This is a genomic window from Nocardioides sp., from assembly GCF_044226305.1.
In the GTDB taxonomy this organism is placed as follows: domain Bacteria; phylum Actinomycetota; class Actinomycetes; order Propionibacteriales; family Nocardioidaceae; genus Nocardioides.
Genome location: NZ_JBGAHF010000003.1, coordinates 192,680 through 207,706, shown reverse-complemented (window position 1 = coordinate 207,706; position 15,027 = coordinate 192,680). Strand labels below are relative to the sequence as shown.

Below are 15,027 nucleotides of genomic sequence, written 5' to 3'. Positions count from 1 at the left end.
CGTGGGTGCCATCCGGTGACGACCCCCACGATGTGGCCGCCGGGGTGGCCGGGCACCTGCTCGGTCCCCACGTCGTCGGTCTGCGGGTGGTGGTCCGGCGGGTGCTGCGCGGCGAGACCGGCCCGAGCGGCGGACCGGCCATGACCGACGTGCTCGGCACCTGCCTCGCCTGGGCCGACGGCACCTGCGTCGTGCAGCCCGCGGAGGGTCCGCCGGTGACCATCGCGACCGCCGACATCGTGTCCGGCAAGCCGGTGCCGCCGCGCCCCTCGACCCGGCACCGGGTCGGCCCGCAGGAGGCGCAGCGGCGGGCGCTGGCCCTCTGGTCGGACCTGGTCACCATGCCGCTCGGCGACTGGCTGTTGCGGCACTCCCCCACCTCGACGGCCCGGCGCGCGAACTCGGTGCTGGCGATGGGCCCCTCCGGGGTCGCCGACGACTACGAGCGGGTGGTCGACTTCTACGCCGGACGCACCGGGCGGCCGATCGCCGCGGTGCTGCCCGGCTCGGCGGAGGACGAGCTCTTCCGGGGGCACGGCTGGGTCGCGGAGAGCAACGACGACGACACGCTGTTCCAGATCACCGGGGTGTCGGCCGCGCGGCGCGCGCTCTCGAGGCTCGCTGCGCCCGCACCTCGACCGTCGGCGGTCGAGGTGCGAGGAGCGCCAGCGACGAGCCTCGACACCACCGCGATCACCTACGACGAGGCCGGCGACCTCGTCACGGTGCGGGTCGGCGACGTGGCGACCGGGGTGGCGGCGTACGCCGAGGACTGGGTCGGCTTCCGCGGCATCCACGTCGACCCGGCGCACCGCCGGCAGGGCCTGGCGCTGGTCGTCATGGACGCGCTGCTGGAGTGGGGTGCCGAGCGCGGCGCCACGACGGCGTACCTCCAGGTGCTGGCCGACAACGCACCGGCGGTCGGTCTCTACGAGCGGCTCGGGTTCACCACCCACCACGCCTACCGCTACCTGGCGCCGCCCAGGTCCGCCTGACGGCCGAAGAACCGCTCCGACCAGGTCGTGACACGGGTCCAGCCGACCCGCATCAGCACCAGGACGAGCGCACCGGACAGCACCATGCAGCCGATGTTGATCCCGAGCTGCGCCGCGGACCCCCAGATCTCGCTCCGCTGCCAGAGCGCGAGGCCGAGCGCGAGGTTGCCGGCCGCCGGGACCGTGGTCACGCTGATGAAGACACCGACCATCGTCGCCGCCTTCGAGACCGCCAGGGCGAGCGCGCCGGCCGCACCGGCGAGGAGCGCCACGATCACCGACCAGGCGTCCGGGTGCCAGATGAAGCCGGTGTTGGGCCGCGGTCGCAGCACGTCGTCTGTCTCGACCAGCCCGATGCCGCGCCCGACCAGCGCGAGCAGCGCCACCACGAGGATCGCGAAGGCGAAGGAGTAGAGCAGCAGCTGCATGCCGCGGACGAAGAGCGACGGCCGGCGCAGGGCGACCCCGGCGCTCGCGGCGACCACCGCGCTGAACTCGGGTCCGACGACCATCGCGCCGACCACCAGCACCGCCGAGTCGGTGATCACGGCGATCGAGCCCAGCGCCACCGCGATGACCATGAAGACGAGGTACGACACGGTCGGCACGGCGCCGGCCTCGGCCTGCTCCTCCACGGAGTCCCAGAGCACCGCGTCGTCCGGATGTCCCGGCGCCGCCGCCTCGATCTGGTCCGCCGCGTCGAACGGCGTCCCCGTGGGCGTCGTGAGCACGATGCCGCCGCAGCTCTCGAGGCCGACGCGTCGCAGGTCGTCCATGGTCGAGCCCGCCTTCTCGCGGGCGACGTCGAACTCGACCACGTCGCCCTCCGGCCGCAGGCTCGCGCCCCGCTCCAGGGTCACGTTGGTGACCCACCCGTGGGGCAGCAGGAGGTCGACGACCTCCTGGGTGAGGTCGGCCGGCGTGGTCAGTCGGAAGTGCACGAGCACGGGTCGCACCGTATCCTGGCTCCGGCACCCGCGAGGCCTGACGAACCTCCCACGAGCCGGTGGAGCAGCGGCGCCCGCGCGTGCGGCGTACCGACGAGAGGCCGAACCCCGAGAAATCGGTAGAGCACTCGGCGAAGGTGTGGTGGCACCGCGATCTGGCCCCCGCCCACACCTCCAGGGCTTTCCGCCGACTGGAGGTCCTCGTGACATCGACACTGCAACGAACGCTCTGCTCCGACCTGCCCACCGCCGAGCCCGGGACGCCCGTCCGGCTCCAGGGCTGGGTCCACCGCCGCCGCGAGCTGGCGGCCCTCACCTTCCTCGTGCTCCGCGACCGCAGCGGCCTGGCCCAGGTGGTCGTCCGCGGCGGCGAGGTGCCGCCGGAGGAGACGACCGTCGAGGTCGTCGGGACGGCGACCGCCAACGCCCAGGCGCCGGGCGGCGTCGAGGTCACCGACCCCGTCATCACGGCGCTGACCGAACCGGCCGCGACGCCCCCGGTCGAGCTGTGGCGGCCGACGCTCTCCGCCGGACTCCCCACGATGCTCGACCACGCACCGGTGACCTGGCGGCACCTCGCGCAGCGGGCCCGGTGGGACCTGGCCGCGGCGTCGGTCCGAGGGTTCCGGGCCACGCTCGACGCGGCCGGCTTCACCGAGGTGCAGACGCCGAAGTTCGTCGAGTCGGCCACGGAGTCGGGGGCGAACGTGTTCGCCGTCGACTACTTCGGGCGGCCGGCGTACCTCGCCCAGAGCCCGCAGTTCTACAAGCAGCAGCTGGTCGGGGTCTTCGAGCGGGTCTACGAGGTCGGGCCGGTGTTCCGCGCCGAGCCCCACGACACGGTGCGGCACCTGGCGGAGTACGTCTCGCTCGACGTCGAGCTCGGCTTCGTCCGTGACCACCGCGACGTGCTGCGCGTGCTGCGTGACGTGGTCGCCGGCATGGTCGCCGGCATCCACGAGCACGCGGCGGACGCCATCGAGCGCAGCGGCGCGCAGGTGCCGGTCGTGCCCGACGAGATCCCGGTCGTCCACTTCCGCGACGCCCTGGCGATGGTCGGTGCGCCCGAGGACGAGCCCGACCTCGCTCCGGAGCACGAGCGGGCGCTCGGCGCGTGGGCGCTCGAGGAGCACGGCAGCGACTTCGTCGCGGTCGAGGGCTACCCGATGGCCAAGCGGCCGTTCTACACCCACCCCTGGTCTCGGGACGGCGCTGGCGCGCCTCCTCGACCACCGGGTCATGCGGGCTGGAGCAACAGCTTCGACCTGCTGTTCCGCGGGCTGGAGCTGGTCACCGGCGGGCAGCGGCTGCACACGCCGTCGTCGTACGACGCCGCGATCCGCGCGCGTGGCGAGGACCCGGAGGCGTACGCGGCGTACCTCCAGGCGTTCCGGCACGGCATGCCGCCGCACGGCGGCTTCGCGATCGGGCTGGAGCGGTGGACCGCGCGGCTGACCGGGGCGGCGAACATCCGCGAGGTGACCCTCTTCCCGCGCGACCTCCATAGGCTGACCCCGTGACCGCACCCGTGGACCTCGAGGCCGAGGGCGACCGGTTGCTCGGGTTCGCGCGGGCATCGGTGCACCCCGACGGCGGCTTCGCCTGGCTCGACGACGACGGCCGGCCCCAGCTCGACCGGCCGGTCGAGCTGTGGGTCAGCTGCCGGATGACGCACGTCTTCGCCCTCGCACACCTGCAGGGGCGGCCGTGGGCGGCCGCGCTGGTCGACCACGGGCTCGCCGCGCTCACCGGGCGGCTGCGCGACCACGAGCACGGTGGCTGGTGGGCGTCGGTCGACGCCGAAGGTCCGGTGGCCCGGACGAAGACGGCCTACGAGCACGCGTTCGTGGTGCTCGCGGCGTCCTCGGCGGCGGTCGCCGGGCGCCCGGGCGCGGACACGCTGCTCGCCGACGCGCTCGACGTGCTCGACCGGCGGTTCTGGGACGACGACGCCGGCATGGTCGTCGAGCAGTGGGACGAGGCCTGGACTCGGCTGGACGCCTACCGGGGGGTCAACGCCAACATGCACACGGTCGAGGCGCTCCTCGCGGCCGGCGACCTGGAGCGGGCAGGGCGGATCCTGGGCCGGGTCGTGCACGGGTTCGCGCGGTCGAACGACTGGCGGATCCCCGAGCACTTCGACGCGACCTGGACCCCGCTGCCGGACTACAACAAGGACGACCCCGCCCACCCGTTCCGCCCCTACGGCGCGACAATCGGCCACTGGTTCGAGTGGAGCCGGCTGACCCTCGCGCTCCGGGCCGCGCTCGGGGACGGAGCGCCGGACTGGATGCTCGAGGACGCCCGCGCGCTCTTCGACGCCGGCGTGCGCGAGGGGTGGGCCGTCGACGGCACCGAGGGCTTCGTCTACACCGTCGGGTGGGACGGGGCGCCGGTGGTGCGCCAGCGGATGCACTGGGTGGTCGCCGAGGCGCTGGCCGCGGCCGAGACGCTGCACCGGACGACCGGCGACCCGGCGTACCGGATCTGCGCCGAGCAGTGGTGGGCGTACGCCGACCGCCACCTGATCGACCACGAGCGCGGCTCGTGGCACCACGAGCTGGACCCCGCCAACCGGCCGGCCGCCGGGACCTGGGTGGGCAAGCCGGACGTCTACCACGCCTATCAGGCCACGCTGGTGCCGCGGCTCCCGCTGTGGCCGCCGTTCGCCCGGGCGCTGGCCGCCGGCTGACGTCCGGGGAGCGTCATACGAGGTGGTCGCCCCCGCAGCCAGGTCGTATGACGTCACCCCCGCCCACCCCGGGCCGTCATGCGAGGCGGTCGCCCCCGCAGCCGGTTCGTATGACGATCCCCGGGAGGCGGCAGCACGCTGACGGCCGAGGCGAGTTCTGTCGGCCGCCCCCGCCGATCAGGCGCCGCACCGACGCGCGCCCGGACGTCATGCGAGGTGGCCGCCCCCACGACCAGGTCGGATGACGTCACCCCCGCCCACCCCGGGACGTCATGCGAGGCGGTCGCCCCCACGACCAGGTCGGATGACGTCACCCCCGCCCACCCCGGGACGTCATGCGAGGCGGTCGCCCCCACGGCCAGGTCGTATGACGTCACCCCGGCCCACCCCGGGACGTCATGCGAGGTGGCCGCCCCTGCGACCAGGTCGTATGACGCCCCGGTGACCGGGGGCAGCCCGTCAGCAGGCCGGGCGGAACGCCGGGTCGGCGGGGCCGGGGCGCTCGAGGGCATTCAGGGCCCACTGGATCGCGGTGCGGCTCATCGGGATGAACACGTGCTCGGCGGTGTCGGTCGGGCACGAGTCCTGGATGGTGACGTTCGTGGTGCGCGGGCCGGGTGCGAGGTACGCCGAGGTGTACGGCACCACGACCTCGTCGTACCGCGTGGTGACCTGGGTGTAGCTGACGTCGCCGGGCGTCTCGTCGCCGCGGTTGAGCCGGGTCAGGAACGGCGAGCCGGCCGCCTGCTGGGCACACGCCAGGCAGAGGCCGCCGGTCAGGGGGTTCGAGGAGTCTCCGACGATCGTCGTGCCGTGGTTGGACGGCGAGAAGCCGACCAGGTCGTCGACGTGCGCGGCACCGCCGAGGAACTTGATGTAGTAGCGCGGCATCATCCCGCCCTGGGAGTGGCCGACCATCGACACCTTCGCGGCGCCGGTCGCGTCGAGCACCTTGGCGACGAACCGCTTCAGCTGACGGGCGGAGTCCCGGATGTCGCCGGTGCCCCGGTTGCCGTAGTCGAGGGAGAAGACGCAGAAGCCCTCGTCGACCATCGCCGAGGAGAGGTCGTCCAGCAGGCTCTTCCGGTCGCCGAACGTGCCGTGCACGATCACCACCGGCTCCGGTCGCTCGGCGCTGGGCCGGCACGACCAGTCGTTGGCGCCGGTCGGGTCACCGAACGGGTTGCCCGGGAGCGGGACGCCGTCGGCGCTCGCCGGCGCGGCCAGGCCGAGAACGGCGATCAGCAGGACGGACAAGGTTCCCAGGACGCGTCGCATGCCCGGCTCAACGAGTCCGGGTGACCGCAGTCACGGCGACCCCGTCCGGCGCGGCTGCAGGATCCTGCAGCCGGTGCGGTCACCGTGCACCGCTGCCGTACGTTTCGTCACGAGCCCGGCGGGTCACGCTCCGGGCGACCGCCACCGATCCCGGGAGGACACCACATGGTGCGCACGTTCGCCGCAGCCGTCGTCACCGTCGCCGCGCTCGCAGCGCCGGCCGCAGCCGCCGGTCACGGGGCCGGTCACGGGGCCACGACGACCGGCCGGGGCGGCCACACCGTCACCGTGCACGACGCCCGCGACGACGTCCGCGCCTACGCGCCGCGGACGAAGGCACCGCGGAGGTCCGTCGACATCCGCAAGGCGCAGGTCCGGCCGCTGCGGGTCGACGGGAAGCGGGGGTACCGCTACAGCATCGAGGTCACCCACCTGCGGGTCCCGACGAGCTGGCCGGAGTCGCAGCGCCGACCGCGCTTCGTCCAGGTCTTCGCCCTCGGCCTCGACCTGCGCGACACCTCGGGCGCGTACGTCGCCTTCAGCCTGTACGACCACGTCAGGGCCACCCCGGTCATCGGCGGGTCGGGCTCGCACGCGTGCCCCCGCGCGGTGCTGGACTTCGACACCACGACCGACACCGTGAACGCGTTCATCCCCAACGCATGCCTCGGACACCGGCCGTCCACCGTTGTCGCCCAGACGCTCCTCGAGACCCGGTCCGGACGCGACCTCGCCTCGGACCACACCCGCTACTTCGACCTCTGAGCCGGGCGGGGCAAGGTCGCGATCGCGACGACCAGCAGGACCGGGGCGAGCACGAGGACGGCGTACCCCTGCACGTCCTGGCTGACGAGGTAGTCGCCCTCGGCGCGCGGGAAGGTCAGCCAGCCGACCACCGCCACCCACCCGACCACGAACGCCAGTCGGCTCCACCAGCCGGGCGGCAGCGCGAGCGCGGTGAAGACGGTCACCACCACGGCGAGGGCAAGACCCCACCAGAGGTCGTGGAGCGCGACGGTGGCCACGGCGGTGGCCGCGCCGACGACGAGCAGCCCGAGGGCCGCCAGCACCCGCACGGGCGGATCCGTCAGAGCCCGGCGAACAGGTCGGTCTCGAGACCGTCCTCGTTCACCTCGCCCTGCCGGCCCTTGGCGATCCGGAAGAACTCCAGCCCCCACGCGACGTCGCCCTGGTTGTTGGACAGCGCGAAGAACGGCCCGTCGAGGGAGATCTGGGTCGCGTGCGCGCGCATCGCGGCCATCTTCTTGTCGACGTGCTCGGTGGCGTCGACCACGGCGGCGAGGTCCTGGTCGGCGGTGACGAAGTGCGGCAACGGCCCGTCGGGGTCCATGCCCTCGAACGACGTGGTGTCGCCGGCGTCGCGCAGCGCCCGCAGTCCGGCGCGCATCCGGCTCTCCGACATCGCACCCCAGTAGACCTTCGGGATGTCCCAGGCCTCGCCGAGGTCCTTGCGGTACGACGGCACGGCGGCCAGCGAGGTCGCGTAGGTCGCCACCCGGTGCGCCTGGATGTGGTCGGGGTGGCCGTAGCCGCCGAACTGGTCGTAGGTGACCAGCACCTGCGGCCGGACCTCCCGGATGACGGAGACCAGGTGGTTGGCGGCCTCGGTCAGGTCGGCGTGCCAGAACGCGTTCTCGTGGATGTCGTCCGCGGCGACGGCGTGGCCGTCCTCGTGCCACTTCATCCCGCTGTCGCGGTAGGTGCCGAAGCCGCCGAGGTAGCGGTGGTCGGTGACCCCGAGCTCCTTCATCGCGTCAGCGAGCTCGCCGCGACGGTGCTCACCCAGCCCGTCCTCGCGGTCGGCGGCGAGGTGCGCGAGCTCGGGCACCAGGATCTCGCCCATCTCTCCGCCGGTGCAGGTGACCAGGGTGACCGAGCGCCCCTCGGCGACGTACTTCGCCATCGTCGCGCCCTGCCCGATCGTCTCGTCGTCGGGGTGGGCGTGCACGAGGAGGAGGCGCTGGTCAGCGGTCATGAGGCGATCCTAGGAGCGAGGAGGGACGGTGCTGTCGTCTGCTCAACCACCGGAGGGGTGCAGGATCTTCCGGGCCGCGGGCAGGAGCATGCCGGGCCACGTGCGATCTGCGGCGACCTGCTCGCTAGGGTGGCGACCAGACCACTCACCCAGACGGGGGCACGACATCGTGCAGTTCAGCAAGGAACGAGTCATCCAGGCCCTCGCGGCGAAGGGCATCACGACCACGTGTCCGCGCTGCGGACAGAAGACGACGTGGGAGCTCGTCGACGGGTTCGTCCACTTCGACGTGAGTGCGGACAGCCAGACGCACGAGATCGGCGGCCCGGCGTTCCCGGCTGTCGCCCTGGGGTGCAACCACTGCGGCTTCCTCTCCTTCCACGTCGCCCAGCTCCTGGGCCTGGACGTGGCGCCTGGCCAGCCGTCCCCGTCCTCACCCCAGGAGTAGGACGCAGTCGCCCGGGACGGCGTGGGGCCGACCGGTCGAAGCTCGACCGTTGAGGTCTGGCACCACGGAGATGTCTGTCGATCGACGTGTCACCTCCCGGTCCGGGCTCGACGCCGGTGTGACCGCCCTCAGCCGCTCGGCGGGCGCTTGATCCTCCGCGGGGCCGCAGGCAGGTCAGGCGGCGGACTCGCCGGCGCTTCCTCCTCGACGTCCAGCCAGCCGTCGTAGGCATCGACGAGCAGCTCGAGGACGGGCTGCGGGGCGTCGGTCAGGACCGCCCACGGGTGGTCCTCGTCGTCGTCCTCGCCGGCCAGCCGCTCGCGCTCGAGGTGGGCGTCGTAGCCGTCGGCGGCGAGCCGGGCGACGACCGCCCGGGCGTCGTCCTCCTCGAAGAAGATGCCGCGCACCCAGCCATCATCCCAGGATCGCGGCAGCCACGTCGGCCAGGAAGGGGCGGTCCGGGTCGAGCCAGTCGACCGACCCGAGCTCGCCGGCGGCGAGCCAGCGCACGGCGTCGTGCTCGTGCGGCTGCGGCTCGCCCGCGACGAGCTCCGCGACCGCGACGGTCAGCACGTGCCGCTCCCCGATCGCGACCTGGCCGGGCAGCCAGCCGGTCACCGCGATCGTGCAGGCGAGCTCCTCGACGATCTCGCGGACCAGCGCGGCCTCAGGGGTCTCTCCCGGCTCCACCTTCCCGCCGGGGAGCTCCCAGCGACCGGCGGTCGCGGGCGGCGCCGTGCGGCGCGCGGCGAGCACCCGGCCGTCGCGGATGATCGCGGCCCCGACGACGCTGACGACGCTGGTCACGCCGCGACGCTACCGTTCTGGGGGTGGACCTGACGCCGACCTCCGAGCTCGCCGCGGAGATCGACGCGCTCGCGGAGCGGTACGGCGGCCGGGTCGGTCTCGACGCCGTCCTCGGCGACCTCGATCGGCGACTGCGGCGCACCGTCGCGCCGTGCCTCACGCCGCACCGGGCCTGGACCTGGGACCGCGTCGACCGGGCCGACCGGGGCTGGTGGCCGCAGGGGGTCTCGGTGGTGGGCCGCCGGGGGGCGGTCTCCTGGTACGCCCGGGGCCGCGGCTCCCGGGTCTCGCTGCTGGACCTCGGGACGCGGCGCTACCGGCACCTGCCGCTCGTGCTGCCGACGGCCGGCGGCTTCGAGCCGTTGCGCATCCACGCCGGCGGCCTCGCCTGGCACGGCGACCTGCTCCACGTCGCCGCCACGCGGGCCGGGCTGTGGGTGTGTGACACGCGTGACGTCGTCCGCGGGCCGGGCGGCTACCTGCTGCCGGTGCGGTACCGGCTCCGGTCGAGCGAGCCGTTCCGGTTCTCGTTCGTCTCGCACGCCGACGAGGGCCTGGTCGTCGGGGAGTACGGCAACACCGGCGGCACGAGCCGCCTCGGCCACCTCCCCCTCGGCGGCGGGCCGGTCGACGTGCACGACGGGGGGGTACGGCGCGCCCAGGGCGCCGTCCGGGTGGCCGGCCGGTGGTACGTCACCGCCTCGCACGGACCGCGGACCCCCGGCTCGGTCTGGAGCGGACCGACCGGCGCCTTGCGCGAGCACCGCTGGGCGCTGCCGATGGGGCCGGAGGACCTCGCGTACGACGAGAGCAGCGACCTGCTGTGGACCGTCACCGAGCACCCGCACCGCCGGTGGCTGGTGGCGGTGCGGCGGTCTCGATTCACCTGATGCGGATGGACTTCGTCACCCGGGGCGTCCACTCGCTGGCCGCCAGCCAGACCGTGTACTTCGTGGTCCGGTTGCCGTTCCGGTCCCTTGTCGTGAAGGTGTGGTCACCGTGCTCGTCGAGCAGGTGCGAGGCGCGACGCGCGCGATCGACGGCGAGAACGGCCCTCAGTCCGGCCGCGATGTCGTAGACGTAGACCATGATCCGGTCGCTGGATCCCGTCGACCCTCCGGCCAGCGTCATGGCGATCAACCCGCCGTCCGCGTCGACGAAGACCAGCTGGTCGGTCGCGAGACTCTCGAGGACAGGCTGGTCGCCCTCCTCGGGGCTTCCATCGGTGATCATCGCCTCGACGGTCGCGGTGCCCGTCGTCAGGCCCACGTAGGCGTAGGCGACCTGGCCGTGCTCGTCGGTCGCTCCGGAGGACTCCCCGCGATCGTCGCCGGGACCGGTCCGGACGAAGCCCACCGTCACTCCGGTGATCGGCCCGCCGTCCGCGTCGAGCGCCGTGTAGGTCTCGAGGACCGGGGTCCCGACGACCACGTGACCCGTCTCATCGGCGGTGAGGGTGTACGTCGGGCCAGCCGGATCGGCGCCGGCCGACGAGGGCAGGCCGAGCAGGGTCAGGCCGAGCGCGCACGCCGCCAGGATCGCAAGACCCTTCGCCACGCCGCCGATCAACTGTCTCACCCAGCCCACGACCCACGCTAGGCCGCGGATCAGGTCTCGGCGCGGTTGTTGCAGCACGCACGCCCAGCTGCAAGTAGTGCTGGCTCGTCACGACGTCACTTGATGGTGATGGACTTCGCCGCCCGGTTGGTCGTGTCGGTCGCGGCCACCTTGACGGTGTACGTCGTCTTCCGGTTGCCGTTCCTGTCGCGCCGGCTGAAGGCCGCATCACCTGAGGCGTTCAACGCTTTCGACGCCACCTGCGTCCTCCCCACCCACAAGCTGGTGCTCAACCCGGCGTGCATCTCGCTGTCCCGGACCTCGATCAGGTCCCGGTCGCCGCGCGACGCACCGGCGAGGCGCAGATTGATGGGGTCGCCCCCGCTCACGACGGACCTCGGGTCCGACGGGTCGGCGCCCCCCGATGCGGGTGCACCGACGAGCGTCAGGCCGAGGCCCACGCTGCGCAGACCGCCACGCCGGCCGAGACCTTGGTGCCGTTGATCATCGAGGGTCCTCCTTGTGACACGCTGCCGGACCGCACGCCAGGGCTCGAGCCGAGGGCATGCATTCTTCTTGCGGAAGGATCGGCGGGCCGCAGGAACGCTGCCCGAGAGGCCCCGGAGAGGCGCAAAGGCGCCACCGTCGACGGTGGCGCCGTTACCGGGACTTGCGGTCCGGATGCCCTAGGGTGAGACAGGCGGTCCGGACCATTCTCGCGCAGCGGCAAACAGAGAATGGCCCGGACCGCGTCTGTGTGTCCCGACTTGGTCGTTCAGTTGTGCTTCGGGGGTTGCGGGAGCAGCGCCCCCGAGGGGGGAGCTTCCCCTCGGGGCGATCTGGGACCGCCCCGAGGTTTCACCCGTGGTGAGCGCTCAAGATCACTTGATCTTGATGGACTTCTTCGCGGCGTTGGTCGAGTCGGACGGCAGCACCTTGACGGTGTACTTCGTCGTCTTGTTGCCGTTCTTGTCCTTGACCTTGAAGGTGAAGTCACCCGAGCTGTCGAGCGCGTGCGCCTTGATCTGCTGGCCGTTGCGGAAGAGCAACGCCTGCTTGCCGGCAGCGACGTCGTCGGCCATCGCCTTGATGACGTCCTTCTTGCCGTCCTGGCCACCCTTCAGCTTCAGGTTGATGTCGACCGGGCTGTTGCCGAAGGTGATCTCGTCGTCCGTCAGCTTCTGGATGAGGTCGTCGTCGCTGAGCGGGCCCCAGGTGTCGTAGACGAACCCGGTGACCTGGGCCGTGCCGGCGGAGTTGCCGACCCAGTCGTACGACGCGATACCGCTGTTGTTCGTGTCGTCATCCCAGTTGTAGTCGCCCTGCTGGTAGTTCGGACCCTTGCGGACGAACTTGACTTCGACGTCGTCGACCGGCTGGCCCTTCTGGTCCACGGCCTCGACCTCGGTGTGCACCGGGGTGCCCACGTCGACCGTGCCCACCTCGTCGCTGGAGATGTCGAGGATGGTGTTCGGGTCGGTCCAGTCCACGGTGTACCAGTTGATCGGCGCCGCGATGCTCTGCTGCGTCTTGGTCCCGACGTGGTCGGACGGGTCGACCGCAACCGTCGTCGGGTCGTCCAGCCAGGTGTTCGTAGCGGCCTGGTTCCCCGACCCGACGATCTGGGTCGTGCCCGGGGTCCAGGAGTAGGCACCCACGCTCGACGCGGTGTCGCCGCTGAACTGCGACAGACCGAAGTAGTCGGCAGCACCACTGTGGATCGGGTGACCGCCACCGGCCCACCAGTTGAGGTTGGGGGCGTCGAGTCCGGCCGCGGCGGTGTTGTCGCGGAACAGGACCTCGTCCTCGATCAGGTTGCCGAACGAGTCCTTCGCCTCGGTGCGGTAGCCCACCGACTGGTCGATCCGCACGTCGGGCAGGATCGTCGACTCCTGGTCGTCACCCAGCGAGATCTGGACGCCACCCGGGTTGAGCGGCTCGTTCGCAGCCCCGCCACCCGCGTAGAGGGTGTCGAAGGTGACCGTGTCGGCGAGCGTGGCGCTGCCGGCGGTCAGGTTGGCGACCTGGTCGACCATGCCGTCGTCGTCGAAGCCGGCGTCACGCTCGATGGCGCGGGTCAGGCTGAAGGTGCCGTCGGTGTCGCTGCTGGTGAAGTGCTTCGACGCCGTGTCGTTCTTCCAGACACCGTAGTCGGCACCGTCAGCGGTGGAGACGGGGACCAGGTTGGCCTCGCTCGAGGCGAACGCCGCGCCGTTCTTGCCCGGGGTGAAGAACCCGTGGTCGAGCGCAGCGGTCACGTCGACGTCGGACAGGAAGTCGCCCTGCGCGTTCTTGACGACGTACTTGTCGGTCACCGGACGACCCGGGGTGGCCTCGCCGCTGATCAGGAAGCTGTCGCCACCGACCTGGACGATCGACGCCGGAGCCAGCGACCGCAGGAAGTCGACCTTGAGGTTGTCGGTCTCCTGGGTGGCCGGCGGGACAGCACCGGGCGCGAAGACGGCCTGGGCGTTGGCGTTGAGCTCCTTGCCCTGCGGGTTGTCGGTCGGGTCGGTGACCGCGACCTTGAACACGCCGGACGCGTCGGTCTTGGCGCTCGCCTCGGTGTCGCTGATCCGGTTGGTACCGGCCGGCTGGCTGGCCTGCGCCGCGATCTTCGACGCCGTGCCACCGGGCTCGCCCGCGCCAGGCGTGTAGTTCACCGTGACGAACCGGCCCGCCAACGGCGTGCCGTCGTCGAGGACGAGCTTGCCCTCGAGCGTGTCGGTGGAGCCGGCGAGGTACTGGCTCCGGTCGCCACCGTTCCAGACCGGGGTGGCCTGGCCGGCCTTCAGGTCCTTCGTGACCGTCGGCTCGCCGGACTGGTAGCCCGGGGTGCCGTTGGTGTTCACGTAGGCCATCAGCTCGTAGGTGCCCTCGGTGCCGGCGTTGCCGCCCGGCCAGGTCGGCCGGTCGATGCTGGCAAGACCCTGGGCGTTGGTGTTCGACGTCGCCTCGGAGGTCGACCACGCGGTGTTGGTCGGCGAGGGGTTGAACGGCGTGAACTTCCAGGTGTAGCGAACGGTCTGGCCGTTCATCGGGGCGCCGTTCTGGTCGACGACCTTGACCTTGACGTCCGAGTTGGTCCACTCGTCGAGGTCGAAGGCGTCACCGTCGGCGGACGATGCCGTGAGCGTCGTCGGGGCCGGCGTGTACGAGCCGACCTTGACGTGCAGCAGGTAGTCGGTGCCGTCCTCGTAGCTCGTCGTGCTGGTCGTGTTGACCCAGTAGTAGTACGAGTTCGCGCCGGTGTTCGCCGGGTGCGAGACGGTGACCTGACCGAGGGCGTCGGTGTAGCCGACCACGTGGTTGGACGCCGTGCCGTTCGGGACACCGGTGGCCTGGTCGTCCGCGGACGGCGAGACGACCTGGGCACCGACGATCGGCTTGCCCTTCTGGTCGGTGACCGTGATGGTGATGTCGCTGTTGCCGCCCGGAGGAGTCGGGATGTTGGTGGGATCCGCAGCGATCGAGGCACCGGAGATGCTGGCGGAGTACGGCGTCACCGACTCGGCGTCGTCCGAGCCCAGGATCAGGCCGCCCACGGCACGCACGAGCAGCTCGTCGGGGTCGGTCGCGAAGTTGTAGCCGTCAGCACGCACGCGCCCGGTGAACGGACGGATTCCGTTGCCGTCAGGAGCACCCATGATCGCGACGCCGGTACCACCGAAGTCAGGCGCCGAGGTGAAGGCGCTTCCTGCGCTGGTGGTGCCGCTGATGGCGCCATCGGTGTGGTTGCCGTTGTACGGGGCAGTGAAGAGACCGATCTCGGACGCGGTCGAGTTCGAGATGTCGACGCTCGTGCCCGAGGGGTTCAGGTCCTGCGTGTTGGTCTCGGTGCCGGTCACCACGTTGTTCGAGTCGTAGCCGGTGGCCCGCACCTGCGTGCTGCCGGTCGGGAGGCCGGTGGTGTTCCAGAAGACCTGGGCGATGCCGTGCGAGACCGCGACCCGGTCGATGTCGGTCCAGGTGGTTCCGCCGTCCTGGCTGAACTCGAACTTGACCTCCTGGCTGTTGACGCCGGTGGCGGCAACGAGGTGGACGAGGGTGTCCTGGCCATCGGGGGAGGCGTCCCACTTGCCGCCAGCGACCTCACCGGTCGCAAGGTCGACGGAGTTGGGGCCGTAGCTCGCAGAGATCGGCTCCGCGTGCGCCGTGCCGGCGAGGAACGGAAGACCCGCCACCGCCAGGGCGGAGACGGCCGCTACCGACAGCCCCCGCTTGATGCCGCTGCTGCTGTTCATGCTGTGTTTCCTTCCGGAGTGAATGAGCACGGGTCTCCCGGCTCGTGTACAGGAGCCCGAGGC

The 15,027-nt window shown here is 72.0% G+C and carries 15 protein-coding genes; 6 read left to right on the top strand and 9 right to left on the bottom strand.

What is annotated here, in order from left to right:
* Window positions 1-5 precede the first annotated feature (5 nt).
* Window positions 6-995 carry a GNAT family N-acetyltransferase gene (locus tag ACILQ5_RS05045; protein ID WP_395656877.1) on the top strand — a complete coding sequence of 330 codons (990 nt, stop codon included), beginning with the start codon at window positions 6-8 and terminating at the stop codon, window positions 993-995.
* On the opposite strand, the gene ACILQ5_RS05040 is transcribed toward ACILQ5_RS05045, so the two are convergent.
* Window positions 968-1,942, bottom strand: a complete 975-nt coding sequence (locus ACILQ5_RS05040; RefSeq protein WP_395656876.1) for a DUF389 domain-containing protein — start codon at window positions 1,940-1,942, stop codon at window positions 968-970. The genes ACILQ5_RS05045 and ACILQ5_RS05040 overlap by 28 nt on opposite strands.
* A 203-nt stretch (window positions 1,943-2,145) precedes the next feature.
* Here ACILQ5_RS05040 and aspS point away from each other — a divergent pair, with 203 nt between their 5' ends.
* Complete coding sequence (aspS, locus tag ACILQ5_RS05035; protein WP_395656875.1) at window positions 2,146-3,462, top strand: aspartate--tRNA(Asn) ligase; 1,317 nt, start codon at window positions 2,146-2,148, stop codon at window positions 3,460-3,462.
* On the top strand, window positions 3,459-4,634 hold the full coding sequence (locus ACILQ5_RS05030) for an AGE family epimerase/isomerase (protein WP_395656874.1): 1,176 nt from the start codon (window positions 3,459-3,461) through the stop codon (window positions 4,632-4,634). Before aspS ends, ACILQ5_RS05030 begins: the two co-directional genes overlap by 4 nt.
* Window positions 4,635-5,093: 459 nt before the next feature.
* On the opposite strand, the gene ACILQ5_RS05025 is transcribed toward ACILQ5_RS05030, so the two are convergent.
* Window positions 5,094-5,912, bottom strand: coding sequence for an esterase/lipase family protein (locus ACILQ5_RS05025; RefSeq protein WP_395656873.1), 819 nt, complete (start codon window positions 5,910-5,912; stop codon window positions 5,094-5,096).
* A 165-nt stretch (window positions 5,913-6,077) separates the two neighbouring features.
* Between ACILQ5_RS05025 and ACILQ5_RS05020 the strand changes: the two genes are divergently transcribed.
* Window positions 6,078-6,677, top strand: a complete 600-nt coding sequence (locus tag ACILQ5_RS05020; RefSeq protein WP_395656872.1) for a hypothetical protein — start codon at window positions 6,078-6,080, stop codon at window positions 6,675-6,677.
* On the opposite strand, the gene ACILQ5_RS05015 is transcribed toward ACILQ5_RS05020, so the two are convergent.
* Window positions 6,662-6,988, bottom strand: coding sequence for a hypothetical protein (locus tag ACILQ5_RS05015; RefSeq protein WP_395656871.1), 327 nt, complete (start codon window positions 6,986-6,988; stop codon window positions 6,662-6,664). The genes ACILQ5_RS05020 and ACILQ5_RS05015 overlap by 16 nt on opposite strands.
* Before the next feature lie 11 nt (window positions 6,989-6,999).
* A complete protein-coding gene (gene mshB, locus ACILQ5_RS05010; protein ID WP_395656870.1) occupies window positions 7,000-7,908 on the bottom strand; it encodes an N-acetyl-1-D-myo-inositol-2-amino-2-deoxy-alpha-D-glucopyranoside deacetylase in 909 nt (302 codons plus the stop codon).
* A gap of 169 nt (window positions 7,909-8,077) precedes the next feature.
* Between mshB and ACILQ5_RS05005 the strand changes: the two genes are divergently transcribed.
* Window positions 8,078-8,356, top strand: coding sequence for a hypothetical protein (locus ACILQ5_RS05005; protein WP_395656869.1), 279 nt, complete (start codon window positions 8,078-8,080; stop codon window positions 8,354-8,356).
* Between the two features lie 128 nt (window positions 8,357-8,484).
* On the opposite strand, the gene ACILQ5_RS05000 is transcribed toward ACILQ5_RS05005, so the two are convergent.
* Together ACILQ5_RS05000 and ACILQ5_RS04995 are read right to left on the bottom strand one after the other, a co-directional pair.
* Complete coding sequence (locus tag ACILQ5_RS05000) at window positions 8,485-8,763, bottom strand: hypothetical protein (RefSeq protein ID WP_395656868.1); 279 nt, start codon at window positions 8,761-8,763, stop codon at window positions 8,485-8,487.
* A 7-nt stretch (window positions 8,764-8,770) separates the two neighbouring features.
* Window positions 8,771-9,163 (bottom strand): (deoxy)nucleoside triphosphate pyrophosphohydrolase, encoded by a 393-nt coding sequence (locus ACILQ5_RS04995; protein WP_395656867.1) that lies wholly within the window; start codon window positions 9,161-9,163, stop codon window positions 8,771-8,773.
* A gap of 23 nt (window positions 9,164-9,186) precedes the next feature.
* Here ACILQ5_RS04995 and ACILQ5_RS04990 point away from each other — a divergent pair, with 23 nt between their 5' ends.
* A complete protein-coding gene (locus ACILQ5_RS04990) occupies window positions 9,187-10,053 on the top strand; it encodes a hypothetical protein (protein ID WP_395656866.1) in 867 nt (288 codons plus the stop codon).
* Here the strand turns inward: ACILQ5_RS04990 and ACILQ5_RS04985 are convergent.
* The 3 genes from ACILQ5_RS04985 to ACILQ5_RS04975 all read right to left on the bottom strand — a co-directional run bounded on the left by ACILQ5_RS04985 (window position 10,046) and on the right by ACILQ5_RS04975 (window position 14,964).
* On the bottom strand, window positions 10,046-10,741 hold the full coding sequence (locus ACILQ5_RS04985) for a hypothetical protein (RefSeq protein ID WP_395656865.1): 696 nt from the start codon (window positions 10,739-10,741) through the stop codon (window positions 10,046-10,048). The two genes, ACILQ5_RS04990 and ACILQ5_RS04985, sit on opposite strands and share 8 nt — an antisense overlap.
* Before the next feature lie 95 nt (window positions 10,742-10,836).
* Window positions 10,837-11,181, bottom strand: a complete 345-nt coding sequence (locus ACILQ5_RS04980) for a hypothetical protein (RefSeq protein ID WP_395656864.1) — start codon at window positions 11,179-11,181, stop codon at window positions 10,837-10,839.
* Window positions 11,182-11,601: 420 nt separating this feature from the next.
* A complete protein-coding gene (locus ACILQ5_RS04975; RefSeq protein WP_395656863.1) occupies window positions 11,602-14,964 on the bottom strand; it encodes a hypothetical protein in 3,363 nt (1,120 codons plus the stop codon).
* Window positions 14,965-15,027: the final 63 nt, after the last annotated feature.

What these genes read in the sequence shown, in the direction of transcription:
- ACILQ5_RS05025 (WP_395656873.1), bottom strand. Translation starts at nt 5,912, where the DNA reads ATGCGACGCGTCCTGGGAACCTTGTCCGTCCTGCTGATCGCCGTTCTC.
- ACILQ5_RS04975 (WP_395656863.1), bottom strand. Translation starts at nt 14,964, where the DNA reads ATGAACAGCAGCAGCGGCATCAAGCGGGGGCTGTCGGTAGCGGCCGTC.
- mshB (WP_395656870.1), bottom strand. Translation starts at nt 7,908, where the DNA reads ATGACCGCTGACCAGCGCCTCCTCCTCGTGCACGCCCACCCCGACGAC.
- ACILQ5_RS05020 (WP_395656872.1), top strand. Translation starts at nt 6,078, where the DNA reads ATGGTGCGCACGTTCGCCGCAGCCGTCGTCACCGTCGCCGCGCTCGCA.